Origin of the sequence: Mesorhizobium sp. WSM2240 (genome assembly GCF_040438645.1) — a bacterium.
In the GTDB taxonomy this organism is placed as follows: domain Bacteria; phylum Pseudomonadota; class Alphaproteobacteria; order Rhizobiales; family Rhizobiaceae; genus Allomesorhizobium.
Map to the genome: position 1 here is coordinate 4,982,713 of NZ_CP159253.1, position 22,907 is coordinate 5,005,619.

Annotated in this window: 26 protein-coding genes; 12 read left to right on the forward strand and 14 right to left on the reverse strand. The window is 62.9% G+C overall.

What is annotated here, in order from left to right; translation table 11 throughout:
• Positions 1 to 163: 163 nt before the first annotated feature.
• The 3 genes from zapE to ABVK50_RS24765 all read right to left on the reverse strand — a co-directional run bounded on the left by zapE (position 164) and on the right by ABVK50_RS24765 (position 2,534).
• Entirely contained in the window at positions 164 to 1,369 is a 1,206-nt protein-coding gene (gene zapE, locus ABVK50_RS24755) for a cell division protein ZapE (RefSeq protein ID WP_353644061.1), read from the reverse strand.
• A gap of 22 nt (positions 1,370 to 1,391) precedes the next feature.
• On the reverse strand, positions 1,392 to 1,925 hold the full coding sequence (locus tag ABVK50_RS24760; protein WP_353644060.1) for a protease inhibitor Inh/omp19 family protein: 534 nt from the start codon (positions 1,923 to 1,925) through the stop codon (positions 1,392 to 1,394).
• Positions 1,926 to 2,090: 165 nt separating this feature from the next.
• Positions 2,091 to 2,534: a hypothetical protein gene (locus ABVK50_RS24765; RefSeq protein WP_353644059.1), complete on the reverse strand. Its 444-nt coding sequence runs from the start codon at positions 2,532 to 2,534 to the stop codon at positions 2,091 to 2,093.
• Between the two features lie 121 nt (positions 2,535 to 2,655).
• Between ABVK50_RS24765 and ABVK50_RS24770 the strand changes: the two genes are divergently transcribed.
• The 7 genes from ABVK50_RS24770 to ABVK50_RS24800 all read left to right on the forward strand — a co-directional run bounded on the left by ABVK50_RS24770 (position 2,656) and on the right by ABVK50_RS24800 (position 8,382).
• Positions 2,656 to 2,817 carry a DUF1328 family protein gene (locus tag ABVK50_RS24770; protein ID WP_353644058.1) on the forward strand — a complete coding sequence of 54 codons (162 nt, stop codon included), beginning with the start codon at positions 2,656 to 2,658 and terminating at the stop codon, positions 2,815 to 2,817.
• 86 nt (positions 2,818 to 2,903) lie between these two features.
• Positions 2,904 to 3,785, forward strand: a complete 882-nt coding sequence (gene dapF, locus ABVK50_RS24775) for a diaminopimelate epimerase (protein ID WP_353644057.1) — start codon at positions 2,904 to 2,906, stop codon at positions 3,783 to 3,785.
• Positions 3,785 to 5,068, forward strand: coding sequence for a tRNA (N(6)-L-threonylcarbamoyladenosine(37)-C(2))-methylthiotransferase MtaB (mtaB, locus tag ABVK50_RS24780; protein ID WP_353644056.1), 1,284 nt, complete (start codon positions 3,785 to 3,787; stop codon positions 5,066 to 5,068). The genes dapF and mtaB overlap by 1 nt, the downstream gene beginning before the upstream one ends.
• A gap of 12 nt (positions 5,069 to 5,080) precedes the next feature.
• Positions 5,081 to 6,736, forward strand: coding sequence for a signal recognition particle-docking protein FtsY (gene ftsY, locus ABVK50_RS24785; RefSeq protein ID WP_353644055.1), 1,656 nt, complete (start codon positions 5,081 to 5,083; stop codon positions 6,734 to 6,736).
• Positions 6,737 to 6,739: 3 nt separating this feature from the next.
• Complete coding sequence (locus ABVK50_RS24790) at positions 6,740 to 7,387, forward strand: septation protein A (RefSeq protein WP_353644054.1); 648 nt, start codon at positions 6,740 to 6,742, stop codon at positions 7,385 to 7,387.
• 21 nt (positions 7,388 to 7,408) lie between these two features.
• Positions 7,409 to 8,023: a pyridoxamine 5'-phosphate oxidase family protein gene (locus ABVK50_RS24795; protein WP_353644053.1), complete on the forward strand. Its 615-nt coding sequence runs from the start codon at positions 7,409 to 7,411 to the stop codon at positions 8,021 to 8,023.
• A 191-nt stretch (positions 8,024 to 8,214) separates the two neighbouring features.
• Entirely contained in the window at positions 8,215 to 8,382 is a 168-nt protein-coding gene (locus ABVK50_RS24800; protein ID WP_353644052.1) for a hypothetical protein, read from the forward strand.
• A 16-nt stretch (positions 8,383 to 8,398) separates the two neighbouring features.
• Here the strand turns inward: ABVK50_RS24800 and ABVK50_RS24805 are convergent, their stop codons facing one another.
• The 5 genes from ABVK50_RS24805 to ccmA all read right to left on the reverse strand — a co-directional run bounded on the left by ABVK50_RS24805 (position 8,399) and on the right by ccmA (position 11,668).
• On the reverse strand, positions 8,399 to 9,466 hold the full coding sequence (locus tag ABVK50_RS24805) for a DUF2332 family protein (protein WP_353644051.1): 1,068 nt from the start codon (positions 9,464 to 9,466) through the stop codon (positions 8,399 to 8,401).
• A gap of 27 nt (positions 9,467 to 9,493) precedes the next feature.
• Positions 9,494 to 10,075, reverse strand: coding sequence for a DsbE family thiol:disulfide interchange protein (locus tag ABVK50_RS24810; RefSeq protein ID WP_353644050.1), 582 nt, complete (start codon positions 10,073 to 10,075; stop codon positions 9,494 to 9,496).
• Positions 10,072 to 10,242, reverse strand: a complete 171-nt coding sequence (gene ccmD, locus ABVK50_RS24815) for a heme exporter protein CcmD (protein ID WP_353644049.1) — start codon at positions 10,240 to 10,242, stop codon at positions 10,072 to 10,074. The genes ABVK50_RS24810 and ccmD overlap by 4 nt, the downstream gene beginning before the upstream one ends.
• Positions 10,243 to 10,376: 134 nt before the next feature.
• On the reverse strand, positions 10,377 to 11,042 hold the full coding sequence (ccmB, locus tag ABVK50_RS24820; protein WP_353644048.1) for a heme exporter protein CcmB: 666 nt from the start codon (positions 11,040 to 11,042) through the stop codon (positions 10,377 to 10,379).
• Between the two features lie 2 nt (positions 11,043 to 11,044).
• Positions 11,045 to 11,668 carry a heme ABC exporter ATP-binding protein CcmA gene (gene ccmA / locus ABVK50_RS24825; protein ID WP_353644047.1) on the reverse strand — a complete coding sequence of 208 codons (624 nt, stop codon included), beginning with the start codon at positions 11,666 to 11,668 and terminating at the stop codon, positions 11,045 to 11,047.
• Between the two features lie 266 nt (positions 11,669 to 11,934).
• Here ccmA and acnA point away from each other — a divergent pair, with 266 nt between their 5' ends.
• Entirely contained in the window at positions 11,935 to 14,637 is a 2,703-nt protein-coding gene (gene acnA, locus ABVK50_RS24830) for an aconitate hydratase AcnA (protein WP_353646978.1), read from the forward strand.
• Positions 14,638 to 14,654: 17 nt separating this feature from the next.
• Here acnA and ABVK50_RS24835 read toward each other — a convergent pair whose 3' ends face one another.
• Complete coding sequence (locus ABVK50_RS24835; protein WP_353644045.1) at positions 14,655 to 15,365, reverse strand: ceramidase domain-containing protein; 711 nt, start codon at positions 15,363 to 15,365, stop codon at positions 14,655 to 14,657.
• A 126-nt stretch (positions 15,366 to 15,491) separates the two neighbouring features.
• Here ABVK50_RS24835 and ABVK50_RS24840 point away from each other — a divergent pair, with 126 nt between their 5' ends.
• The 4 genes from ABVK50_RS24840 to ABVK50_RS24855 all read left to right on the forward strand — a co-directional run bounded on the left by ABVK50_RS24840 (position 15,492) and on the right by ABVK50_RS24855 (position 18,221).
• Positions 15,492 to 16,247 (forward strand): DUF1223 domain-containing protein, encoded by a 756-nt coding sequence (locus ABVK50_RS24840; protein WP_353644044.1) that lies wholly within the window; start codon positions 15,492 to 15,494, stop codon positions 16,245 to 16,247.
• Positions 16,248 to 16,646: 399 nt separating this feature from the next.
• Positions 16,647 to 17,033, forward strand: a complete 387-nt coding sequence (locus ABVK50_RS24845) for a DUF2794 domain-containing protein (RefSeq protein ID WP_353644043.1) — start codon at positions 16,647 to 16,649, stop codon at positions 17,031 to 17,033.
• Between the two features lie 104 nt (positions 17,034 to 17,137).
• A complete protein-coding gene (locus tag ABVK50_RS24850; RefSeq protein ID WP_353644042.1) occupies positions 17,138 to 17,794 on the forward strand; it encodes a TetR/AcrR family transcriptional regulator in 657 nt (218 codons plus the stop codon).
• Between the two features lie 154 nt (positions 17,795 to 17,948).
• On the forward strand, positions 17,949 to 18,221 hold the full coding sequence (locus tag ABVK50_RS24855) for a hypothetical protein (protein WP_353644041.1): 273 nt from the start codon (positions 17,949 to 17,951) through the stop codon (positions 18,219 to 18,221).
• Between the two features lie 95 nt (positions 18,222 to 18,316).
• Here the strand turns inward: ABVK50_RS24855 and rpsP are convergent, their stop codons facing one another.
• The 5 genes from rpsP to ABVK50_RS24880 all read right to left on the reverse strand — a co-directional run bounded on the left by rpsP (position 18,317) and on the right by ABVK50_RS24880 (position 22,810).
• On the reverse strand, positions 18,317 to 18,709 hold the full coding sequence (rpsP, locus tag ABVK50_RS24860; RefSeq protein ID WP_353644040.1) for a 30S ribosomal protein S16: 393 nt from the start codon (positions 18,707 to 18,709) through the stop codon (positions 18,317 to 18,319).
• A 46-nt stretch (positions 18,710 to 18,755) separates the two neighbouring features.
• Positions 18,756 to 19,085 carry a chorismate mutase gene (locus tag ABVK50_RS24865; protein WP_353645824.1) on the reverse strand — a complete coding sequence of 110 codons (330 nt, stop codon included), beginning with the start codon at positions 19,083 to 19,085 and terminating at the stop codon, positions 18,756 to 18,758.
• Between the two features lie 5 nt (positions 19,086 to 19,090).
• Positions 19,091 to 20,671, reverse strand: a complete 1,581-nt coding sequence (gene ffh, locus ABVK50_RS24870; RefSeq protein WP_353644039.1) for a signal recognition particle protein — start codon at positions 20,669 to 20,671, stop codon at positions 19,091 to 19,093.
• A gap of 325 nt (positions 20,672 to 20,996) precedes the next feature.
• Positions 20,997 to 21,671 (reverse strand): DUF1236 domain-containing protein, encoded by a 675-nt coding sequence (locus ABVK50_RS24875; protein WP_353644038.1) that lies wholly within the window; start codon positions 21,669 to 21,671, stop codon positions 20,997 to 20,999.
• Between the two features lie 317 nt (positions 21,672 to 21,988).
• Positions 21,989 to 22,810 carry an FAD-dependent oxidoreductase gene (locus tag ABVK50_RS24880; protein ID WP_353644037.1) on the reverse strand — a complete coding sequence of 274 codons (822 nt, stop codon included), beginning with the start codon at positions 22,808 to 22,810 and terminating at the stop codon, positions 21,989 to 21,991.
• Positions 22,811 to 22,907 lie beyond the last annotated feature (97 nt).

Genomic DNA, 22,907 nt, shown 5'->3' on the forward strand with positions numbered 1-22,907 from the left:
GAGGAGAATTTTAGGCCAGAGCGAGGAGGACATGCTGCCAGGAATTTCGACGCTGGGCATAGCGTTATGACCAGCATTTTTCAACCGATTATTTCTGCACTATCGATTTCAATCGGTTAGACCAAAGTGGATTTACGTAAACGTCAAAGTTTTACTGAAGCACCTAAGCGGAGGTGGCCGGGGCGGCCGCTTTTGCAGGCGGGTTTTGCTCCGCCTGCCGCACCGCCCAGTCGTCCAGCCAATCACGGCTCTGCATCTCGATCAGCCGCGAGGCTGTGCGGTCGAACTCGAACGCTTCCGTGCCGCGGCCGCCATAGAGATCCTGCGGCGCGGCCGCCGCACTGACCACCAGCCGAACGCGATGATCGTAGAGCGTGTCGATGAGAAGAATGAGACGCTTCGCTTCGTTGCGCTTGCCTTCCGCAAGCACCGGCACATGGTCGATGAAGATAGTTGAAAACCGCCCTACGATGGCCAGATAGTCTCGCGCGCCGAGCGGGTTTTCGCAGAGATCGGCAAACGAGAAGCGCGCCGCATCGCCCGCCGCGAGCGGCACTGCCACTTGCCGGCCCTTGACCGTCAGCGTGGTTGGACCAGCCGGCTGGCCATGCGCCACGAGGTCCCATTCCTCGTCCATCAGGCGATCCGCCTCAGGCCCGAGCGGCGTGATGTAGACCGGCATTCGGTTCAGCTTTTCCAGCCTGTAGTCGGTCGGGGAATCGAGCGCGAGTACATCGGCGTGGCGCTTCAGCATGCCTATGAAGGGTTCGAACAGTCCGCGGTTCAGCCCGTCGAGATAGAGATCGTCGGGCGGCACGTTCGAGGTGGCGACGAGCACGACGCCCTGTGAAAACAACGCCGAAAACAGCCGCGACAGGACCATGGCGTCCGCTATGTCGGTGACGGAAAATTCGTCGAAACACAGTACCCACGCCTCTTCGGCAAGCTGCCGCGCAACGGGCGGAATGGGATCGTCCTCCTTGGCCTCGCCATTCTTGCGCGCCAGGCGGTGCTTCTGGATGCGATCATGCGCATCGGCCATGAAGTCGTTGAAGTGGACGCGTCGCTTGCGCCGCGCCGGCAACAGCTCGAAGAACATGTCCATGAGCATGGTCTTGCCGCGCCCGACGCCGCCATGAATGTAGAGGCCTTTAACCGGCGCCCGGGTTTCCCGCCTCTTGGCGAACAGCCAGCCGAGCGCGCTCGATTTCTGGGCTAGCCGCTTTGAGCCAATCTCGTCGATCAGCCGGTCGAGGGCGGCGACCACCTTCTCCTGGGCTGGATCGCGCTCTATCGCACCGGTTTCGACGGCATGGGCATAGCGCTGCGCGACCGTGGCATGCGTCTGAATGCCGTCGCGCAGGTGCATGGCGAGTGCCGCGAAGGCCCGATTAGCGGCTGAGCGAGATCGGCACGCCGCTTTCGGTCTGGCCGTCGAATTTTTCCGGCCCGGAAGCATAGAGGCGAGCAAGAGTGCCGCCACTTTCATCATAGAGCGTCAACTGCTTGCCGGCGACGTTCCACGACTTCACGCCGTCGATCGGAGCCGGGCAGCGCAACGGCCCGGCGCGGAATCCCTGGCCGAACTTGGTCTGAGGCGTGGCGACCTTGCAGCTCTGCCCCGACACCGAAGCGTTCCAGACCCCAGCGACGCTGCTTGCGGTGAGGTCGGGCGCGTTGGCGGCCGCCTCGGGCGGCAACGCTGCAACCTGCTCGCCCGCTCCGGGGGCGGCCGGAAATTGTGAGGCGGCGGTGCCGGGTACGGCCGGAGGAGGCAGCGCTCCCGAGGTCACAGTGCCGGCGGGAGCTGGCTGCAACGGAGCCGGCGCCTGCGAGTCGAGCGACGACATGCGCGAGCTCTGGCACCCGCCAACCGCGAGAGCCATTAGCGATATGGCCACAAGGCCGGTTCTCGAAAATGCCATTCAAACCTCCGCCGGACGCTGTGCGCGCGCCGTCCGATCATTTTCTGTCCCACCACAAAGATGGAGATGGTGGCCAAATTTCAACCGGATATGGTTAAAATACAGTTTGCTATCGAAAATTGTTGCAAAAATGTCCCAGCAATCCGCGACAGAGCGGCCCAGTCTTCATCCGCCGATCGCTTCGCTCGGCACAAAGACATAACCCTCCGGCCCGACGATATGACACTCGCGCAATCCATGCGGCTTGTCGACTGAGCCAGCGAGAATGATGTGTCCCTCGTCGCGCGCTCGTGCCTCGATCCCGTCCGGATACGCTCCGTAGAGGCGTATTTCGATGCCCGCGCCCCGAGTCTCCGCTCCCGCGATCACTCCGCTCATCGGATTGTCGGAATAGGAATGATCGGCGTGCAGCATGAAGATCGAGTCGAGAATTTCAATCACGCCGAAATCCTCGTCGGAGTAGACGGTTCTAGCGCCGAGAACATTGCGGCAGAAAGTTTCCATCGGCGCGATCTCCGAAACCAGCAGATTGAGCCCGATGCCGCGTGGCAGCGACCGGCCGAAATCATCGGCTTTCATCCAGGGTGTTCCGGTTCGCTTCATGGCCATGTGTCGTCTCCCAAATCCGCAGCCGCCGATCCCTCGGCCGGTTCCTGATTACCCGCTTGGCGGGAACTCATGTCCCGAGCCTGCGTTCAGCAAAACGGATCAATCACAGGTTTTTGCAAAAATGATCAAATGGATTCTAATCCTTCTGGTGATCGCCGCGGTCGCCAGCCTGCTCGGGTTCGGCCGCCTGGCCGGCGCAGCGGCTGCCGGCGCGCAGATACTCATCGGCATCGTGCTCATTGTCTTTTTGCTGGTCCTTTTCGGCGTGATAGCAATTGCCTGAGCAATTGCGCCGGCTGCCGGCTGCATCACTGGTAATTTCCGGCTGGTTCCGCCATATAGGCGCCAACAGCACGAGACTTTTGATCGATGGCACGCGAGGCGCCCTTTGCCAGGATGAACGGGCTCGGCAACGAAATCATCGTTGCCGACATGCGGGGACGTGCGGGCCGCGTTTCGCCGGCTGCGGCGATCGCGCTCAACGCCGACCCGGCCACGAAATTCGACCAGATCATGGCGATCCACGATCCGCGGACGCCGGGTACCGCCAATTACATAGAAATCATCAATTCGGACGGCTCGATGGCACAGGCCTGCGGCAACGGCATGCGCTGCGTGGTGCAGGCTCTGGCGGCGGAGAGCGGGCAAAAGCTTTTCACCTTCGAGACGATCGCCGGCATATTGAATGCGGAGGAGCATGCCGACGGAATGATCTCGGTCGATATGGGCGTTCCGCGTTTCTCCTGGCAGGATATCCCGCTGGCCGAGGAATTCGGCGACACCAGCAAAATCGAGTTGCAGATCGGTCCGATCGACGCTCCAGTCTTGCATTCTCCTTCGGTCGTCTCGATCGGTAATCCGCACGCCATCTTCTGGGTGGACCGGGACGTCTGGGACTATGAACTCGACCGCTTCGGCCCGCTGCTCGAAAACCACCCGATTTTTCCCGAGCGCGCCAACATCTCCATCGCGCAGGTCACCGCCTCCCATGCGCTGACGCTGCGCACCTGGGAGCGTGGCGCCGGACTCACCAAAGCCTGCGGTTCGGCAGCCTGCGCTGCGGCGGTAAGCGCGGCGCGCACCGGCCGCACCGGCAGGAACGTCACGGTCACCGTGCCCGGCGGGCCGCTTGCGATCGAATGGCGCGCCGACGACCATGTCGTTATGACCGGGCCGGCCGAGTGGGAATTTTCCGGCACGTTCGATCCGGAAACCGGGGTGTGGACGCGCGACCGTCAGGACGTCGCCTGATGGCGGTGGAAGTGGTCACATTCGGCTGCCGGCTCAACACCTATGAATCCGAGGTGATGCGCCGCGAGGCGAACGCTGCCGGCCTCGGCGAATTGAAGGATGGCGCGGTCATCTTCAACACCTGCGCGGTAACCGCCGAGGCTGTGCGCCAGGCCAAGCAGTCGATCCGCAAGGCGCGGCGCGAAAACCCGCAGGCCCGCATCATCGTCACCGGCTGCGCCGCCCAGACCGACCCGGCGGCGTTCACCGCCATGGGCGAGGTCGACCTCGTGCTCGGCAACGAGGAGAAGCTGAAGGCCCACAATTATCGCGCTTTGCCCGATTTCGGCGTAAACGACACCGAAAAGGTCCGCGTCAACGACATCATGTCGGTGACGGAGACGGCCGGCCACATGGTCGATGCGATCGAGGGCCGGGCTCGCGCCTTCGTGCAGGTGCAGAATGGCTGCGACCATCGCTGCACTTTCTGCATCATCCCCTATGGCCGCGGCAATTCGCGTTCGGTGCCGATGGGCGCGGTGGTCGAGCAGGTGAAGCGCCTCGTCGGCAACGGCTATGCCGAGGTGGTGCTGACCGGGGTCGACATGACCAGTTTTGGCGCCGACCTGCCAGGTGCGCCAAAGCTTGGCCGGCTGGTCAAGACAATCCTGCGTCAGGTCCCAGATCTCCGGCGTCTGCGTCTGTCGTCGATCGATTCGATCGAGGCAGATGACGATCTGCTGGAGGCCATCGCTACCGAGAACCGGCTGATGCCGCATCTGCATTTGTCGCTGCAATCGGGCGACGACATGATCCTGAAGCGCATGAAGCGCCGCCATCTTCGCGACGATTCGATCCGTTTTTGCGAGGATGTTCGGCGGCTTCGCCCCGATATCGTCTTCGGGGCCGATATTATCGCCGGCTTCCCGACCGAAACCGAGGAGATGTTCCAAAATTCCGAGAAGATCGTGGAGGAGTGTGGGCTGACGCATCTTCATGTCTTCCCATTTTCGCCGCGCGAGGGAACGCCGGCCGCACGCATGCCGCAGGTCGATGCCAGCGCCATCAAGCGCCGTGCCGCGCGCCTGCGCGCCGCCGGCGAGGCAGCCTACCGCCGGCATCTCGACAGCCTGGCGGGCTCACGTCAGTCGATCCTGATCGAGCGCGGCGGACTCGGCCGCACGGAAAGCTTCACGCTGGCCGCGATCGAAGACGGCGCGCCGGGAGAGATCGTCGAAGCAGCCATCACCGGCCATGACGACGCCCGCCTGATTGCCTCGCCGCTTGCCCTGAAAGCCGCATAGACGGACGGACGCATGGCATTTGGTTTCATCAAGAAAGTGTTTTCCTTCGGCAAGAAGGAGGTCGTTGAGGAACGTCCGGCCGAAGACGCGCCTTTGCCGCCGATCGACTGGAAATCGCTCGAAAGCCTCAAAGAGGGGGAGGAAAGCGGATCTCCGGCTCTACCTGACGAACCGGTTCCGGCCCCTCCGGAAAAGCCGGTCCCACAGCCGACGCCGGAAGAACCCGCTCCCCCGCCAACGCCGGAAAAGCCTGCTCCTACGCCTACCCCCAAGCCTGCTCCCGAGCCGACGCCCGCCGAGCCGGAGCCGGGCCCAACACCTGTCCCTCCGCCTGCACCGCAGCCCGATCGTCCGCCGGCGCCACAGCCCGTTCCGCCGCCTGCACCGCAGCCGATAGAGCCGGAGCCTGCGCCTGTGGAAATTCCGCCGCCGGCCGAACCGGTGCACGAGCCGCAGCCGTCCGTTCCGCCGGAAATCCCCGTACAGCCCCCGGAAACCCCGGGCACGCCGCCGCCCGAAGTGCCTGCGCAACCCAGGCCTGTCGAAATTCCGGTTCCGTCGCAGCCCACAGAACTGCCCCCGGCCGAAAGCCTGCCGCCGATTCGTCAGCCGTCGCCTGTCGAAACCGAGCCGGTACTGGCCGAGATCGCGCCTGAGCTAGAGGCCACGCCGAAGCCTGCCGCTGGCAAAGTCGTGGTGACAAAGAAGGTCGAGCAGAAGGCCGAGCCCGTGGCGGCCCAGCCTGTGGCGAAGCTGAGCTGGTTCCAGCGTCTCAAATTCGGCCTCTCGCGCTCGTCGAGGGAGCTCGGCGACAATATTTCCGGGATCTTCACCAAGGGCCGGCTGACCGAAGACATTGTCGATGATCTCGAGGAAGTGCTGATCCGCGCCGACCTCGGCATGGAGACGGCGATCCGCATCACCGAAACGCTGTCTTCCGGACGCTACGGCCGCCAGACGACCGAGGCCGATGTCCGGCAGGTTATGGCGCAAGAGGTCGAGAAGGTCTTGGCGCCGGTCGCCATGCCGCTCGAGCTCGACCTTTCGCACAAGCCGCACGTCATCCTCGTCGTCGGCGTCAACGGCACGGGAAAGACCACCACCATCGGCAAGCTGGCGGCCAAGCTCACCGCCGGCGGCCTGTCGGTGATGCTGGCGGCCGGCGACACGTTCCGCGCCGCCGCGATCGAGCAGTTGAAAATCTGGGGCGAGCGCACCAACTCGCCGGTAGTCGCGTCAAAGCTTGGCGCCGATGCGGCCGGGCTCGCCTGGGACGCCTACGAAAAGGCCAAGGACACCGGCTCCGACGTGCTGATAATCGATACCGCCGGCAGGCTGCAGAACAAGGCCGAGCTGATGGCCGAACTTGAAAAGATCGTCCGCGTACTCGGCAAGCACGATCCGGAAGCGCCGCACACCGTGCTGCAGACGGTGGATGCGACGACCGGCCAGAACGCGCTCAACCAGGTTGAGATCTTCCGCAATGTCGCCGGTGTCAACGGCTTGGTGATGACAAAGCTGGACGGCACGGCGCGCGGCGGCATACTTGTAGCCATCGCCGCCAAGCACAAGCTGCCAGTCTATTTCATCGGCGTCGGCGAACAGGTCGACGACCTCGAACCGTTTTCCGCAAGCGATTTCGCCAAGGCGATCGCGGGAGTTGCCTGAAGCATGAACCCACGTATCCTCGAACGCGACCCGTCTGACCCGAAGAAGAAGGAGGTCAATCCGCTGCTGAAGCTGGCGCTGGAGTTGGGGCCACTGATGGTCTTCTTCTTCGCCAATGCGCGCGGCGAATGGCTGGTCGAGAACTATCCCGCACTGGGCAATTTTGGCGGACCGATCTTCCTCGCCACCGGCCTGTTCATGATCGCCACCGCAATCGCGCTCACCGTCTCGTGGCTGCTCATACGGACACTGCCTATCATGCCTCTGGTTTCGGGCGTGGTGGTTTTCGTATTCGGCGCGCTGACGCTTTATCTGCAGGATGACATTTTCATCAAGATGAAGCCGACCATCGTCAATTCGCTGTTCGGGCTGACGCTGCTCGGCGGGCTCTGGTTCGGCAAATCGCTGCTTGGATACGTCTTCGATTCTGCCTTCCGGCTCGACGCCGAGGGCTGGCGCAAGCTCACCCTGCGTTGGGGCCTGTTTTTCCTGTTCCTGGCCCTTGTCAACGAGATCGTCTGGCGCTCGTTTTCGACCGACGCCTGGGTGGCGTTCAAGGTCTGGGGCATCATGCCGATCACGCTGGTTTTTACCTTCAGCCAAATGCCGCTGATCATGCGCCACTCGCTGGACGAGCAGGCCAAGCGATAGTTTGCGGAGGGGGAGCAGAGCATGCAATTCATCGAAAGCCGTGAAGAACTGCGCACGCTCTACAAGAGCCCTGGCGACGGCGCCGTGCGCAAGGAATTGCCGCGGCTCGACGGGCATTGCCGGAGCTTCATCGCCAAAAGCCCGTTCGTGCTGATCGGCTCGTCCGACGGCAACGGCAATGCCGACGTGACGCCGAAGGGCGATCGGCCGGGCTTCGTCGCCATTCTCGACGATAGCACAATCGCCATTCCCGACCGGCCGGGCAACAATCGGCTCGACACGCTGGAGAACATAATCGTCAACCCGGCGGTCGGCCTGCTCTTTCTCATCCCCGGCATGAACGAGACGCTGCGCATCAACGGCCATGCCCACATCACCGCCGCCGCCGCCTTGCGCGAAAGGTTGGCTGTGGACGGCAAGCTGCCGATCAGCGTCGTCGTCGTTGCCGTGAAGGCTGCCTACATGCACTGCGCCAAGGCATTCATGCGATCCGAGCTTTGGAAGCCCGAAAGCTGGCCCGACCGCGCCGCGCTGCCGACGCTTGGTGAAATTCTGCGGGACCAACTGGCGCTTAGTCAATCGGTCGAGGCCACCGACAAATGGCTCGACGAGGGCTACCAGAAGACGATGTGGTGACCGGCAGGCGCTCCATCCCCCGCCGGCTTGGGCGTTCGGCGTTCGGCGCATAGCAAGTCCTACAGGCATGCATTCAGCGCAATGGTGCATTGCAGCATCTGATGTTGCAACGCACACAGCCTGTGCCAATCTATGGAGCATCGGGAGGAACAACCAATGTCGCCGAATGCGACAGCTAAGGGGACCTCACCATGATCCTGTCAAACATCGTTGCACGTAACAAAGACCGGCTCGCCAAGCGAAACCGCTATAATCGCCTCGTGGCGGAGATCGAAGGATTGTCGCCGCGCGACCTGGCCGACATGAACGGCAATCGCGGCGAAATGCTTCGGCATGCCTACCAGGAAGTCTACGGCTGACAACCGATGGCTCGGCCTAGCCGAGCCACTCTATCCAGCGGCCGTGATAATCGCATCTGGCGAGACGCCTTGTCTCGCCAGCAGGCCATAGCGTCAGGCTCAGCGTCGCGTGCATGTCGGTGGTCGACAGCGGCTCCATCCGAAGCCAGGCGATCGGCGCATCCGCAGTGGCGGCTGCCCCGGCGCTTTGAAGGTCGGTTGAAATCGACGACTTCGTATCTTCGGGCAAATATTGCCACATGATCGAATGGAACAGCACGTATGCGCCGCCGCCCTGCCGTGAGGCCAGACTCCGTCGCACGAAGGCCGCGGCATCGGCCTTCTCCAGCCTGAACGGCTGGATAGCGGCGAGGCTGAGCGCCGCATCGAGCCTCTGAAGCCGCATCGTCTGGTCCGCCCAGATATAGGATTTGAGCCGCAGCCGATCCTCGGCCGTTGCGATATCAACCGGGGCGATGTCCGAACCGGCGCGCTTCCCGACTTCCAGCCGGTCGTGGACCGGAACTGGATTTCCCCGGACTTCCGGCGCAAGGCGCACCGGCGAACTCGGATCGCCCCATTCTGCGTCGCCATAGCGATAGTGAAATTTGTCGAACAGTAGATTGAGCCCGGCGCTCGATCCGATCTCGTGCAGCGCTAGCGGCAGCCCTGTTTCGCGTGCGATTGCCAGGAAACCTGGCAGCAGCATCGCTGAACGGGCGATCTCGTTCGTCTGCGGCGCGCTGGCGAGCGAGGCGAGCAGTTCCCGATCGTGCCGGGCGATGGCGTTTCGCAGGGCAGCATGAAGATCTGGCTCGGAGGTCTCCTGCGGCGGATAGGCCGCGGCAAGCCCGGAATCCCTGCCGGCCAGCACCAGCGCGTGCAACGCGCCGCAAAAGCGCAGCGCCAGCGCATCCTCGCGGGTATTGCCGGCCCAGTTCAGAACCTTTCGCCCGGTCCGTGTCCTCTCGTCGAGGCACTCCGCCAGCGCCCGGCACAGGCGGGCGGTGAAGGGCGAGCCAAGTGTTTCGCAGGACGCCGCCTGATGGACGAAATGCTGACGGATGATATTCGGATCGGGAGGAGAAGGATGGACGTCGTTCATGCGGCCGACGTTAGTGCACCGCCGCAGCTATTGCGAGACTCCGAGCGCCTTCTCGATTTCGGGCAGGAGCCTGCGCTGAACGGCGTCCACCGTCAGCGGCCCGACATGCTTGAACAGGATCTTGCCGTCGCGACCGACCAGAAAGGTCTCCGGCACGCCATAGACGCCCCAATCGATCGCCGTTCGGCCTGCCTCGTCGATGCCTATCGCAATGAACGGATTGCCGAGATCGCCGAGGAAGCGGCGGGCGTTTTCGGCCTGATCCTTGTAGTTCAGCCCGGCGATGCCGAAGCGGTTGTCCTCGGCCAACGCCATCAGTACGGGGTGCTCTTCCCGGCACGGCGCGCACCAGGATGCCCAGATGTTCACCAGCGTGACCTTGCCTTTGAAATCAGCCGAGTTGAGCCCCGGCAGATCGAGACCGGGCAGAGGCGGCAGGCTGGTCTCGGGCGCCTGCTCTCCGATCAGAGCCGAGGGCACGGTTGCGATGTCGCGGCCCGACAGAAGCTGGGCCAGGAAAATGCCTGCGAGCGCCAGAAAAATGGCCAGCGGCAGGAAAACGAACAGCTTGCTGACCGGGCGCTTTTCGGGCTGCGTCTCTGTCGTCATGCGGAACTCCCGCCGCGATCGGAGCGGCGCCTTGTACCACTCGCCTCGAGTTCGGCCAGTTCGCGCCGTCTGGCGCGCTGATCGAAAAAGATCCATGCCACGAGCCCGATGATCGCCAGCGCCGAAACGGCATAGGCCGCCGTGACATAGAGCGCATGCGCTGTCATGGCCGGGACTCCGGGAGCAAACAGGTTCCGCGTGTGGTCGCCATTGGTGACTTCATGGTGCATTTAAATAGCTGCGCAGTCTCGCCTCTGCAATCGAACGCCCATGCGGCGGATTTGCGGTCGGTGGTCTGAGATCAGTCCGCCCCCCATCGCAGCGCCAGCGCGGCGGCGACTGGCCCGAGCACGGCCAGAAATAGAGTGAGTGCGCAAAGGATGAGAAAGGGCGGCAGGAATGGATCGGGCTCGGCCACTGCACCGTAGCTGGCAGAAACGCCGAAAATCAGCACCGGTATGGTCAGCGGCAGCACCAGCACCGAAATCAGCAGGCCGCCGCGCGGCAGCGCCACCGCCACGGCCGCGCCCGCCGCGCCAATGAAAGTGATCGCCGGAGTGCCGACCAGAAGCGTCAGCGCGGCAGCGCCTATCCCTGTCGGCGGCATATTCATGAACAGGCCGAGCAGCGGCGCGGCAGCGACCAGCGGCAAGACACTCGCCGTCCAGTGCGCCAGGCATTTGACGAGGACCGTCAGTGCCGCCATGTGCCGGTCGCCCGACATGACGAGCTGGTCGAGCGAGCCGTCGTCGCGATCGGCCTGGAACAACCGGTCAAGGCCGAGCAGGCTGGCGAGCAGCGCCCCGATCCACAGGATCGCCGGGCCGATGCGGGCAAGGAGGTTGAGATCCGGGCCGACGCCGAAGGGAATGGTGGCGATCACGGCGAGGAAGAAGATGACGCCGGTCAGCGCCCCGCCGCCGGCGCGCACGCCGAGCCTGACGTCGCGGAGGTAGAGGGCTAGCATTGCTATCCCTCTCCCCGTCTGGAGAGGAGGTCCATCCTCAACTCCTGCGCCCCTTCCAGTCCAAGCGGCTGATGCGTCGCGCCCACGATGATCCCGCCATCGTCGAGATGCGCCTTCATGAGCGCTGCGAACTGCGTCTCCGCCGCTTTGTCCAGCCCGGCGGTCGGCTCGTCGAGCAGCCAGACGGGACGGTAGCTGACGAGCAGCCGGGCGATCGATGCGCGACGCCGCTGGCCTGTCGACAGATAGCCGAAAGGCAGGTGGCCGATATCGCCGAGGCCTACGATCTCCAGCGCCTCGCCGCATTCCAGATGCGTTTCTCCCAGAAATTCCTGCCAGAAGCAGAGATTCTCGGACACTGTCAGCGCCGTCTTCATCGCATTTTCATGGCCGAGATAGTGGCTTGCCGCCGAGACGGTCGGGAATATCTCGCCGCCACCCTCGATCCCGACAACTCCCGAGGAGGGAGGTAGCAAACCCGCCAGAACGCGCAGCAGGGTCGATTTTCCGGCGCCGTTCGGGCCTGTGACAACCAGGCTTCCGCCCGTTTCAAGCCTGAAGCCGACGCCGGAGAAAACTTGCTCGCCGCCGCGCTCGCCGCTCAGATTGTCGGCGGTCAACCGCATCTGCCCCCGTCTCCGATGATTCGCCGCGCGTGCGTCGCAGCGATTTTGCCTGTAGTCGGTCTAGAACTATTCTAGGAAATTCTCTATACGCCGGACAACCGGGCCAGCGGTCGGCCCGGGAACCGAATTTTGCGCCGAACCAACGAACTCGCCGCCTTGAACGGCAGGACGCGGGGGACGGACAGCGGAAATGGCCGTACCCGCACCTTTGCGCGTGATTCGCATGCCACAGGAGTCCGTTCCCGTTTCGGCTGAACAGACCAAGGATGGGATCGCACGTGTCAAAATCTCTCGACAGCTTCAATTGCCGCAGAACGCTTCAGGCAGGCAGTTCCGAATACACCTATTACAGCCTGATCGAGGCTGAAAAGAACGGCCTGACCGGCATAGCGCAGTTGCCCTATTCTATGAAGGTGCTGCTCGAGAATTTGCTGCGCAACGAAGACGGCCGATCGGTCACCAAGGCCAGCATCCAGGCGGTCGCTAGCTGGCTGACCGACCGTGGCTCGGCCGGCGTCGAGATCGCCTACCGGCCCGCCCGTGTGCTGATGCAGGATTTCACCGGCGTTCCGGCCGTGGTCGACCTGGCGGCCATGCGCGACGCCATGGTTTCCCTCGGTGGAAATCCGCAGAAGATCAATCCGCTGGTGCCTGTTGACCTGGTGATCGACCATTCCGTCATCGTCGACGAGTTCGGCACGCCTATGGCTTTCAGCCGCAATGTCGAGCTGGAATACGAGCGCAACCAGGAGCGCTATAAATTCCTGAAATGGGGCCAGCAGGCGTTCCGCAATTTCCGCGTGGTGCCGCCCGGAACCGGCATCTGCCACCAGGTCAATCTCGAATATCTCGGGCAGGTCGTATGGACCAACAGCGAGGAGGGCGAGATCACCGCCTATCCCGATACCTGTGTCGGCACCGATTCGCACACTACCATGATCAACGGCCTTGGCGTTCTCGGCTGGGGCGTCGGCGGCATCGAGGCCGAGGCCGCGATGCTCGGCCAACCGGTCTCGATGCTTCTGCCCGAAATCGTCGGCTTCCGCCTCACCGGTAAGCTGAAGGAGGGCGTCACCGCTACCGATCTCGTGCTCACCGTCACCCAAATGCTGCGCAAGAAGGGCGTCGTCGGCAAGTTCGTCGAGTTCTTCGGCTCCGGCCTTTCCAACATGACGCTGGCCGACCGCGCCACCATCGGCAACATGGCGCCGGAGTATGGCGCGACCTGCGGTTTCTTCCCGGTCGACGCCGAGACCATCCGCTACCTGACCATGTCCGGCCGAGCCGAAAGCCGCATCGAACTCGTCGAGGCATATTGCAAGGCGCAGGGGATGTGGCGCGAGAACGTTTCGGCCGACCCGGTCTTCACCGATCTGCTCGAGCTCGACCTCGGCGATGTCGTTCCCTCAATGGCAGGCCCCAAGCGCCCGGAGGGCCGGGTCGCGCTGGAGGGCATTCCGGCGGGCTTCTCCAAGGCGATGGAGACCGAGTACAAGAAGACCGTGGACGTGTCCAAACGCTACGCTGTAGAGAGTGAAAACTTCGATCTCGGGCATGGCGACGTTGTGATCGCCGCGATCACCTCCTGCACCAACACATCCAATCCGAGCGTGCTCATCGGCGCGGGGCTACTCGCCCGCAACGCCAACCGGCTGGGCCTCAAGCAAAAGCCCTGGGTGAAGACCTCGCTTGCGCCCGGCAGCCAGGTGGTCGCCGAATATCTGGAAAAAGCCGGCCTGCAGAATGAACTCGACCAGCTCGGCTTCAACCTCGTCGGATTCGGCTGCACCACCTGTATCGGCAATTCCGGGCCGCTGCCTGCCCCGATTTCGAAGACCATCAACGACAAGGGCCTGATCGCCGCCTCCGTTCTTTCGGGAAACCGCAATTTCGAAGGCCGTGTTTCCCCTGACGTGCAGGCGAATTATCTCGCCTCCCCGCCGCTGGTGGTCGCTTACGCCCTTGCAGGCACCGTGACCCTCGACCTCACCACCGAGCCGCTCGGCGAGGACCGCGAGGGCCGTCCGGTCTTCCTGAAGGACATCTGGCCGACCTCGCAGGAGATCGACGCCTTCATCGCCGAGCATGTCACCCGCGAACTCTTCGCGCGCAAATATGCCGACGTCTTCAAGGGCGATGAAAACTGGCAGAAGGTGCAGACGCCGGAAAGCCAGACCTATGCCTGGGACGATGGCTCGACCTATGTGCAGAACCCGCCCTATTTCGTGGGCATGCACTCTCGCCCAGGCGATATCGGCGAAATCAAGGGCGCGCGGGTGCTCGGCCTGTTCGGCGACAAGATAACCACCGACCACATTTCACCGGCGGGATCGATCAAGGCGGCGTCGCCTGCCGGCAAGTACCTGACGGAGCACGGCGTCGGCGTGGCCGATTTCAACCAGTACGGCACGCGGCGCGGCAATCATGAAGTCATGATGCGCGGCACCTTCGCCAACATCCGCATCCGCAACCACATGCTGGGTGAGAACGGACGCGAAGGGGGTTACACGATCCACTATCCTTCCAAGGAAGAGATGCCGATCTACGACGCTGCGATGCTCTACAAGCAGGAGGGAGTGCCGCTGGTGATCTTCGCCGGCATCGAATACGGCAATGGTTCGTCGCGCGACTGGGCGGCCAAGGGCACCAACCTGCTTGGAGTGCGGGCAGTCATCGCCCAGTCTTTCGAGCGTATCCACCGCTCCAATCTGGTCGGCATGGGCGTCGTGCCTTTCGTGTTCGAAGAGGGCGACAGCTGGGCTTCGCTCGGCCTGAGGGGCGACGAAACCGTCACTATCGAAGGGCTAGAATCGATCCGCCCGCGCCAGAAGATGGTGGCGAACATCATCTTCGCCGACGGCACTGTCAAGAACGTGCCCATCCTCTGCCGCATCGATACGATCGACGAGCTGGATTATTTCCGCAATGGCGGCATTCTCCAGTATGTGCTGCGGGATCTCGCAGCCTAATTGGCATCCGACTGCATTCAGACCGCCGGAGACAATCTCTCCGGCGGTTCTACTTTGAGAGCCTGCTGGCGCGGCGCACCGTAGCGCGCCACAGCGGCGAGCAAGACTGCCAGCATCAGGCCGTTCAGCATGTGCCAAAGGAAGTGCGTGCCGAGCGGAAATGCATCGCAGAATTTGAGGTCGATCGCCCGGAAGGCGACGGAGGCGACGAATATTCCGGCAGCGGCGAAATTGTACCCGCCCGCCCGGTTGCCGCTTGCAAGAACCACCGCCCCGAAGAACAGGAGCGCCAGGAAGGGCGGCAGATAGCCTGTAGAACCATTGGAGGCCTCGCGCAGCCAGTCGGGCACGAGAAAGGTGATCAGGCCTGCGGCGGCATAGAATGCGACGAAGATCGGCAATGCCCTTTGCCAGCTCATCGCCATGAAGCGGCGCAGATTCAAAAGCGTGTAGGCAAGCGTGAAGCCGGCGATGGGCAGGATGTCGGCCCATTTGGTCAACTCGTTGGCGAATGTGTGAAACAGCGCCGAGCCGGCGCCGATGGCCACGACCCACCACGCCAGAACTTCTGCGAAGGTGCCTGCGCCATGCCTGCGGACCTCACGGACTCCCCAGAGGCCGGCGGCGACGAACGCCAGATTACTCAGCGCATTGATCGGCTCCGCCAACAAGGCTGGCGATGTCCGCTCGCAATAGAGGTCGATCTGATACATCAGCCCGTCGAGCATTTGCGTTTTTCCTGTTTGCACCGCCGCGTTTCACCGCAACGTGACTTCCCGTTGAAGCCGCCGTCTGCCTATTGTTTGGGCAACCAGAAGAAATCCGGTTCCGCCGGCAATAACAAGTTGGACGTAATGATATTCCGATTCCTTTTCACGCTCGCCGCGGCGGCGTTGGCATTGCCGGCGTTTGTCGGCGCCGTGTCGGCGGAGGAAACGGCCCGGCCAACCGGCGTGGTTGAGCTCTTCACCAGCCAAGGCTGCAGCTCGTGCCCGCCGGCGGATGCGCTCCTGGCGGAATTGGCGGCCCGGGACGATATCGTAGCTCTCGCCTATCACGTCGACTATTGGGATTATCTCGGCTGGCGCGACACGCTTGGTAGCCCCGAAAACACAGCTCGCCAGCATGGATATGGCAAGTCTTTCGGTATCCGCTCCGTCTATACGCCGCAGGCCGTCATCAACGGGCGCATCCATGTCAACGGCTCGAGCAGCGCCAAGGTGTGGGATGCGGTCGAAGACCTGAAAGGATCGGGCGATGGCCTTGCCGTCGGACTGACCGTCACCCGCGCCGGCGATAGCGTCGTGATCGACGCCGAAGCCGCAAAAGGTGAAGCGAAGAAAGCCCATGTCGTTGTTGTCTATTTCGAGCCTGCGCAGCCGGTTGTGATCGAGCGCGGCGAAAATGCGGGGCGAACGGTGACCTATTGGAACGCCGTGTCGGATGTCCAGACCGCCGGCATGTGGCACGGCAAGGCGGCCCGCTTCGAATTGCCCGCAAGCGAGGTGTCCAGGAAAGGCGGTTGCGCCGTGCTGCTCCAGTCTGTCAGCAAGGACGGCTTGCCGGGTCCGATTTTGGGCGCGGCGATGATCCGCAATCCAGGGAGCTGAGCGCCGACCAAAAAACCGGCATCAGCTTGAGCTGACACCGGTTCAATATATTGGGATCGTTGCACTCGGCCTTAAAAAGAAAGCCGAGGTTGGTTCGATCCGACGCAGACCCGTGGGCGGGGGGCTTGGGGTTACGAGCCGGTGCCGGACCGAACCGTCTCAGGCAACGAGGCTAAGTTCGTCGGACATTGGGGCCGTAGCTGGGATAAAAAACGGCAGCAATGTGGCGAAGAATCACCAATCAATTCAGTTTGTACATATTCGTGATTCAGTCCGTACGGTTTCGGGGCTAGACAATTCCTGCCGGAAATTTAGCAGCGAATCAGATCGTTCGGGCTTGCATTTTTGGGGTGAACGCGCGACCTTTCCTTCGCAAAAACGTCACGAAAGGCCGTTTGCATGACTGATCGCGGGAATGGAGCGGAGGGTAGGGAAGACACCGCCATACTGATCCCGCTCCATGAGGCAAGACGCGAACGGCTCGACCTTCCGGTAAGCTTCGACAGACGTGAAATCGACCAGTTGCTGCGGCTTTATGGCCGTATGGTGGCTGCCAATGAGTGGCGCGACTATGCGATCGATCACCTCAACGACCGCGCCGTCTTCTCGGTTTTCCGCCGCGCCAGCGAAACCGCTCTTTTCCAGATCGTGAAAAGCCCGAAGCTGGCCCGCAAGCAAGGCGCATTCAGCGTCGTGGCGGCGGGCGGCGTCATCCTCAAGCGCGGCCATGAACTTGCCCGGGTGCTCGGCGTGTTCGACAAGGCGCTGAAGCTGGTAAAGGCCTGATTTCCCAAATTTTTCCCCGATTGCGCGGCCTGGATCGGAACGGTCCGTCGCTTGATGGGTTGTCGTACAGTGTATAGAGATCGTCCGATCTGCGGATATTGTATATGAACGACCCAAAGCCGTTGAGCGCGCAAGATCGCCGGGAGCGCCAGAAGGCGGAAGTCCGCGCGGAACTGCTGACGGCGGCGCATGAGCTGGTGCGGGAAGAAGGCTATGAAGGGCTGACCATCCGCAAGCTGGCCAAGCGGGTCGGCTACGCGCCGATGTCGGTCTATTCCTATTTCGCCGACAAGCACGCCATCCTGCACGCGATTGCCGACGACGCCTTCGAGTCCCTGGCCCGCCGCCTGGAAGCGCAAGCGCCGAAGGAGCCGTTGGCGGCGCTCCGCAAGATGATGACGGAATATGCGGCTTTCGGGCTGGAAAATCCGAACGAATACCGCACTGTCTTCATGACCGACGATCACACTCACGATCCCGACCGGGGCGTAACCGAGCCCGGAAAACACAATCCCGCGCTGCAACTGCTGCTCAAACGTGTTCAGGCCTGCATGGATGCAGGCATATTCCAAGGGGACGTGCACGCCTTCGCCACGCTGTTATGGTCTTTTGGGCACGGCACGGTCTCGTTGCTCATCACGTTTCCGCATTATCCCTTCGGCGATCGCCAGAAATTCCTGGAAATGTCGATGGACGTCGCATTGGCGGGATTGAAGGCGCATCCTGTCGGCACGTTGACGCCGCCCGACGCGCGTTGCTGATCCACCGGCGCAGGCGAATCGCCGACTGCAGAGACTTCGCTGGTCCTCCCGCGAGAAGATATTTTCGTACGCGTACGAATCCGCTCTTGAATCGTGTTACCGCTGCTCGTATCTGTACACCGTAGTGTACATGTACAAAGAGCGGAGAACGATAATGAGGAAGATAGCTCTAGCGGTGGCAGCCATTCTGGCGCTGTCCGGCACCGCATCGGCCAACGATTTCGCCGCCACGCTGCACTATCCGGAATCGCCGCGCAGCGAACCGCAGGCGGCCAGAAAAGTGCTGGACCGCACCGTCACGCATTCGATCAAGCGGGAGACTTCACGCAAGGTCGCGTCCCGTCGCGCAAGCGACACCGCGGATGCGGCGAAGAGCCGGCGCAGTGGAGTCGCGGTAGACCCGTGGATCGTGCCTAACTTCCGCTGATTGTCCGCTCACCAGTGCGAATCCGAGCGTCCGGCGATGGCAAACGAAAAACGGCGGGCCTTGAGCCCGCCGTTTTCATTCCGAGATTGCAGCGATCAGCTGGCGGCGGCTTCTTCGGCGGGAGCCGGTGCGGCGGCGGCGGCGGCAGCTTCATCCTGCGCCTTCTTGATCGCATCGATGCGTTCCTGAGCCTTCTTGCCCGGCCGCGCCTTGTTCGGGTTCACCCGCGGCTCGCGCTTCGACAGACCGGCCTCGTCCAGGAAGCGGGCCACCCGATCGGTCGGCAGCGCGCCGTGGCCGAGCCAATGCTTGATACGGTCGGCGTCAAGCTTGACGCGCTCGCCGCCTTCGCGCGGCAGCAACGGGTTCCAGGCGCCCACGGTCTCGATGAAGCGGCCGTCACGTGGCGAGCGCACATCGGCGATGACGATGTGGTAGTAGGGGCGCTTCTTGGAGCCCGCGCGGGCCAGACGAATTTTCAGTGACATTTTCTTCTCCTAAAAGTGCAGTTCGTTTGATCTGAGGGTTTGTGTTCTATTCGCCGATCTTCACGGCTGAACTTCTGGTCTCGCCGCCGTTGGCTGCGAGCATTTCGTGATGACGGATGACTTCGTGGATGATGAAGTTCAGGAACTTTTCCGCGAAATCAGGGTCGAGCTGGGCGTCGTCGGCAAGCCGGCGCAGCCTCGCTATCTGGGTCTGTTCCCGCGCCGGATCGGCCGGCGGCAGGCCGTGGGTGGCCTTCAGCACGCCGACCGCCTTGGTGCAGCGGAAACGCTCGGCAAGCATATGGATAAGTGCGGCATCGATATTGTCGATCGAGGCGCGCAGCTCTCCGAGAAGTGCCTGGGGGTTGTCGTTCATCGCGCTCATTTCTTCTTCCCCAGGCCAGGAAGGCCGCCTCCGCCAAGGCCGGGCAGTTTCGCGCCGCCCGGCAGTCCGGGCAGACCGCCGCCGCCCAATCCTGGAAGCCCGCCCGGCAGGCCCTTGCCAAGGCCGGCCGCCTGCGCCTGCTTCTGCAGGGCTTCGAGTTGCTTCGGATCCATCTTGGAGAGATCCGGCATGCCGCCCATACCGCCGGCAAGCCCGCCGAGTCCCATCTTCGAAGCCAGCCCGCCCATCATGCCGCGCATCATGCCGCCGCCCTTGCCCTTGCCGCCCATGGCCTTCATCATGTCGGCCATCTGACGATGCATCTTCAGGAGCTTGTTGATCTCGGCGGCATCCGTGCCGGAACCCGCGGCGATGCGCTTCTTGCGCGAATGCTTGAGAATGTCCGGGTTGGCGCGCTCGGCCTTGGTCATCGAGCGGATGATGGCGATCTGGCGGCCGAACATCCTGTCGTCGAGCCCGGCGGCCGCCATCTGGTCCTTCATTTTGCCCAAGCCGGGCATCATTCCCATGATGCCGCCCATGCCGCCCATCTTCTGCATCTGGCCGAGCTGGTCGGCGAGATCGTTCAGGTCGAACTTGCCCGACTGCATCCTCTTGGCCATCGCCGCGGCCTTTTCCGCGTCGATGGTTTCGGCAGCCTTCTCGACGAGCGAGACGATGTCGCCCATGCCGAGAATGCGGTCGGCGATGCGCTTGGGATGAAACTCCTCCAGCGCATCCATCTTCTCGCCGGTGCCGATCAGCTTGACCGGCTTGCCGGTCACGGCGCGCATCGAGAGCGCGGCGCCGCCGCGCCCATCACCGTCCATGCGCGTCAGGATCAGGCCGGTTATTCCAACCCGCTCGTCAAAGCTCTTGGCGAGATTGACAGCGTCCTGGCCGGTCAGGCTGTCGGCGACAAGCAGGATCTCGTGCGGCGACGACACCCGCTTGATGTCGGCCATCTCGACCATCAGCGGTTCGTCGATATGAGTGCGGCCGGCCGTGTCGAGGATGACGACATCATGGCCGCCGAGCCTGGCCGCCTGCACCGCGCGCTTGGCGATATCGACCGGCGATTGGCCGGCGACGATCGGCAGCGTCGCAACCCTGGTCTGCTCGCCGAGCTGGCGAAGCTGTTCCTGGGCGGCCGGGCGGCGGGTGTCGAGCGACGCCATCAGCACCTTCTTGCCCTGGCGCTCGACAAGGCGCTTGGCAATCTTCGCCGACGTTGTGGTCTTGCCCGAGCCCTGCAGGCCGACCATCATCACGACCACCGGCGCCGGCGCATTGAGATCGATCGTCTGGCCCTCGCTGCCCAGCATCTCGACCAGCTCGTCATGGACGATCTTGACGACCATCTGGCCGGGCTTGATCGATTTGACGACCGCAGCACCCACCGCCTTGGCGCGAACCTTGTCGACGAACGAGCGAACGACATCGAGCGCCACGTCGGCTTCGATGAGCGCGCGGCGGACCTCGCGCAGCGCCGCCGACACATCGGCTTCCGACAGTGCGCCGCGGCCGGTGAGGCCGTTTAGAATTGAACCAAGTCGCTCTTGCAGCGATTCGAACATCGTTCTTCCTTGTGTCTCTGACCGGTTTCCCGCCCAGAGGTAATGTCTCCCTGCACGAGAGCCAAGCTATAGCCAAAGCCAAAAAGCACCCGGGGGCGCATCGCGCTGCCGGGTGTTGGCCTCCGGGATCGATTTATACCTCTAAGGGTCCCGGTCGGCTGCTCGGAGTCTGTACTCGTCGCGGAATTTGCAGCGCAAGAACATCATGCGACGCGAAATGTCAAGGTAGCGGTGGAAAACGAGCTCCGCCAGGATGGCAGTTGCGTTGGAAACAGACGAACGCCGGGCGGATGTGCCCGGCGTTCCAGAGGAAAGTCCTCGGCTGCTACTGCCGCATGACGTATACGATCCTGCGGGTATCCGGCTCGACCAGCACCGGCTGATTGTTAACGTTGACGTAGCGGTACTCGTAGTTCGGGATCTCGCGAAGTTCGACGGTTTCGGGCAGGCTGGCGCCGACCACGACCTCGCCTTCAAGATAGACCGGTTCGACCCGGTTGGACGTCACGAAGGTGCGTACCTCGGCCGGCGGCTCGGCGGCAGCACCCGTGGCGCCGCCGATGGTCGCGCCGGCAACGCCGCCGACAGCTGCACCGATAGGTCCGCCGATGATCGCGCCGGCAACAGCACCGGTGGCTCCGCCCACAACAGCGCCTTCCGCGCCGCCTTCACCGGATGGGGCAGTGACCACCTCGACGGAACCGGCAGGACGTTCGGTGACCACCACCTGCTGGCCGCCGAAATTGCCTGTCAGATAGTCTGAATAAACCCAGCCCTGACCGCCGGCTTCGGCGACTGAGCACCATTTGCTGCCCTCGATGCAACCATTCAGCGTTGTCGCCTGTCCGGCGGCCAGAACCCCGATCACAGGGTGCTGCGGACCGGGACCGGCGCGAACGTTGAGGTCCGTCGTGGCGGTGACCGATGTCTGGGCGAATGCCGACGCCGACATTGCAAGCAATGCGCCGGCGGAAGCGGAAATCAGGAGATTGGATTTCATGATAATCCTCCGTGGATTCGTTGTCCCGTCCGGTCATAAACGGAGCCAAACCGGTTCTGTTCCGGTCCAAGCCGTTTGGGCCGTGTGACTGCTTGTTAAATTGTCTTTGCAGAAACCGTGGATCAGCGCCGGGTAATCAATGACTTCGCGCGCGTGGCCGCAGCAGGCCCTGAGAACCGTTTCTCCGATTTTTCGGAGATTTACGTCGCGCCGAGTTGCGCCGCCACCTGCCGAGCCACCGCTTCACCTGAAAGCCTCGCGCCGCCGCAGGTCTGGCGATCCAGCCAGCGCTTCGCCCGCGAACCAGATGCGTTCGGCTATCGGTTCCATGAGGGTGGCGCGCGCCGCCGCCCTGCCCGGACTGGCCGCCGCTTGGTGAGCATGCCCATCGGCAGATCGAAGAACGCTTCGACGACGGCATCCGGCAAAGCGGGCGAGAATTCGATCTCCTCGAATGCCAGCACCGCCGGCGAGGCGGTGACGATGACGGCCCTGGCGCGGATCGTCCCGCGATCGGTGACGCAGGCGACGCCCGACACGTCCCAAAGGATTTTCCGGACCGGGGTCGACAGTTGGACTGGCACATCGGCCCCGTATTGCGCGACCAGCGCGCCAAATCCTTCCCTGGTGAAGTAATTCGGATCGAGATCGGCGGCCGCGCGAAAGTCTTCTATCGAAACCTCATCGTAATCCTGGCCAAAATCCATCGGCCCGGCAAAGGTGGCGGCGGCGCGCGGCGCATGACCGGAGGCGAGCAGCAACGAGACGCTGTCGTCAGTCCCGCTCCATTTCTCGAGCGCCGCCGACATCTCGCAGTCGGCGCGTTTCATCTCAGCTTCTTCTTCCTCAGAAGCCTTGCGCTTGCCGTAGTAGAGATGGTCAACATTCATGTCGTGGTAATGAAGCGTCCAGCCGGCGGCTTCGGCTTCCGCAAAATAGGGATTTCGATCGGCGGCATGGATCCAGGCGCAGCCGATATCGAACGGGATGCCGAAATGTTCGGTGGACGTCCAGGCGCGGCCGCCGACGCGGTTCATCGCCTCCAGAACAGTGAAGCTCAACCCTGCTGCGCGCAGGGTCTTGGCTGCGGCCAAACCAGCCGAACCCGCGCCGACGACCACGACGTCAACATCTTTCATGACTTATTCAGCCCCTTGCCACAATATATACTTGATCGTAGGGAAGTTCTTCGGCGTTCGCCAGCGGTTCGAATAGTCATGACGTTTTGACCGCCTG

Excerpts from the sequence above, each read along its gene's own strand:
- ABVK50_RS24850 (WP_353644042.1), top strand. The coding sequence starts at position 17,138 with ATGAACGACCCAAAGCCGTTGAGCGCGCAAGATCGCCGGGAGCGCCAG.
- ccmA (WP_353644047.1), bottom strand. The coding sequence starts at position 11,668 with ATGCGGTTGACCGCCGACAATCTGAGCGGCGAGCGCGGCGGCGAGCAA.
- ABVK50_RS24805 (WP_353644051.1), bottom strand. The coding sequence starts at position 9,466 with ATGAACGACGTCCATCCTTCTCCTCCCGATCCGAATATCATCCGTCAG.
- ABVK50_RS24835 (WP_353644045.1), bottom strand. The coding sequence starts at position 15,365 with ATGCTCGACGGGCTGATGTATCAGATCGACCTCTATTGCGAGCGGACA.
- ABVK50_RS24865 (WP_353645824.1), bottom strand. The coding sequence starts at position 19,085 with ATGAACGACAACCCCCAGGCACTTCTCGGAGAGCTGCGCGCCTCGATC.
- dapF (WP_353644057.1), top strand. The coding sequence starts at position 2,904 with ATGGCACGCGAGGCGCCCTTTGCCAGGATGAACGGGCTCGGCAACGAA.
- ABVK50_RS24795 (WP_353644053.1), top strand. The coding sequence starts at position 7,409 with ATGCAATTCATCGAAAGCCGTGAAGAACTGCGCACGCTCTACAAGAGC.
- ABVK50_RS24840 (WP_353644044.1), top strand. The coding sequence starts at position 15,492 with ATGATATTCCGATTCCTTTTCACGCTCGCCGCGGCGGCGTTGGCATTG.
- ABVK50_RS24800 (WP_353644052.1), top strand. The coding sequence starts at position 8,215 with ATGATCCTGTCAAACATCGTTGCACGTAACAAAGACCGGCTCGCCAAG.
- mtaB (WP_353644056.1), top strand. The coding sequence starts at position 3,785 with ATGGCGGTGGAAGTGGTCACATTCGGCTGCCGGCTCAACACCTATGAA.
- ABVK50_RS24810 (WP_353644050.1), bottom strand. The coding sequence starts at position 10,075 with ATGACGACAGAGACGCAGCCCGAAAAGCGCCCGGTCAGCAAGCTGTTC.
- ABVK50_RS24880 (WP_353644037.1), bottom strand. The coding sequence starts at position 22,810 with ATGAAAGATGTTGACGTCGTGGTCGTCGGCGCGGGTTCGGCTGGTTTG.
- ABVK50_RS24760 (WP_353644060.1), bottom strand. The coding sequence starts at position 1,925 with ATGGCATTTTCGAGAACCGGCCTTGTGGCCATATCGCTAATGGCTCTC.
- ABVK50_RS24765 (WP_353644059.1), bottom strand. The coding sequence starts at position 2,534 with ATGGCCATGAAGCGAACCGGAACACCCTGGATGAAAGCCGATGATTTC.
- ABVK50_RS24875 (WP_353644038.1), bottom strand. The coding sequence starts at position 21,671 with ATGAAATCCAATCTCCTGATTTCCGCTTCCGCCGGCGCATTGCTTGCA.
- ccmB (WP_353644048.1), bottom strand. The coding sequence starts at position 11,042 with ATGCTAGCCCTCTACCTCCGCGACGTCAGGCTCGGCGTGCGCGCCGGC.
- ftsY (WP_353644055.1), top strand. The coding sequence starts at position 5,081 with ATGGCATTTGGTTTCATCAAGAAAGTGTTTTCCTTCGGCAAGAAGGAG.
- ccmD (WP_353644049.1), bottom strand. The coding sequence starts at position 10,242 with ATGACAGCGCATGCGCTCTATGTCACGGCGGCCTATGCCGTTTCGGCG.
- ABVK50_RS24855 (WP_353644041.1), top strand. The coding sequence starts at position 17,949 with ATGAGGAAGATAGCTCTAGCGGTGGCAGCCATTCTGGCGCTGTCCGGC.
- ABVK50_RS24790 (WP_353644054.1), top strand. The coding sequence starts at position 6,740 with ATGAACCCACGTATCCTCGAACGCGACCCGTCTGACCCGAAGAAGAAG.
- ABVK50_RS24770 (WP_353644058.1), top strand. The coding sequence starts at position 2,656 with ATGATCAAATGGATTCTAATCCTTCTGGTGATCGCCGCGGTCGCCAGC.
- zapE (WP_353644061.1), bottom strand. The coding sequence starts at position 1,369 with ATGCACCTGCGCGACGGCATTCAGACGCATGCCACGGTCGCGCAGCGC.
- rpsP (WP_353644040.1), bottom strand. The coding sequence starts at position 18,709 with ATGTCACTGAAAATTCGTCTGGCCCGCGCGGGCTCCAAGAAGCGCCCC.
- ffh (WP_353644039.1), bottom strand. The coding sequence starts at position 20,671 with ATGTTCGAATCGCTGCAAGAGCGACTTGGTTCAATTCTAAACGGCCTC.
- acnA (WP_353646978.1), top strand. The coding sequence starts at position 11,935 with ATGGGATCGCACGTGTCAAAATCTCTCGACAGCTTCAATTGCCGCAGA.
- ABVK50_RS24845 (WP_353644043.1), top strand. The coding sequence starts at position 16,647 with ATGACTGATCGCGGGAATGGAGCGGAGGGTAGGGAAGACACCGCCATA.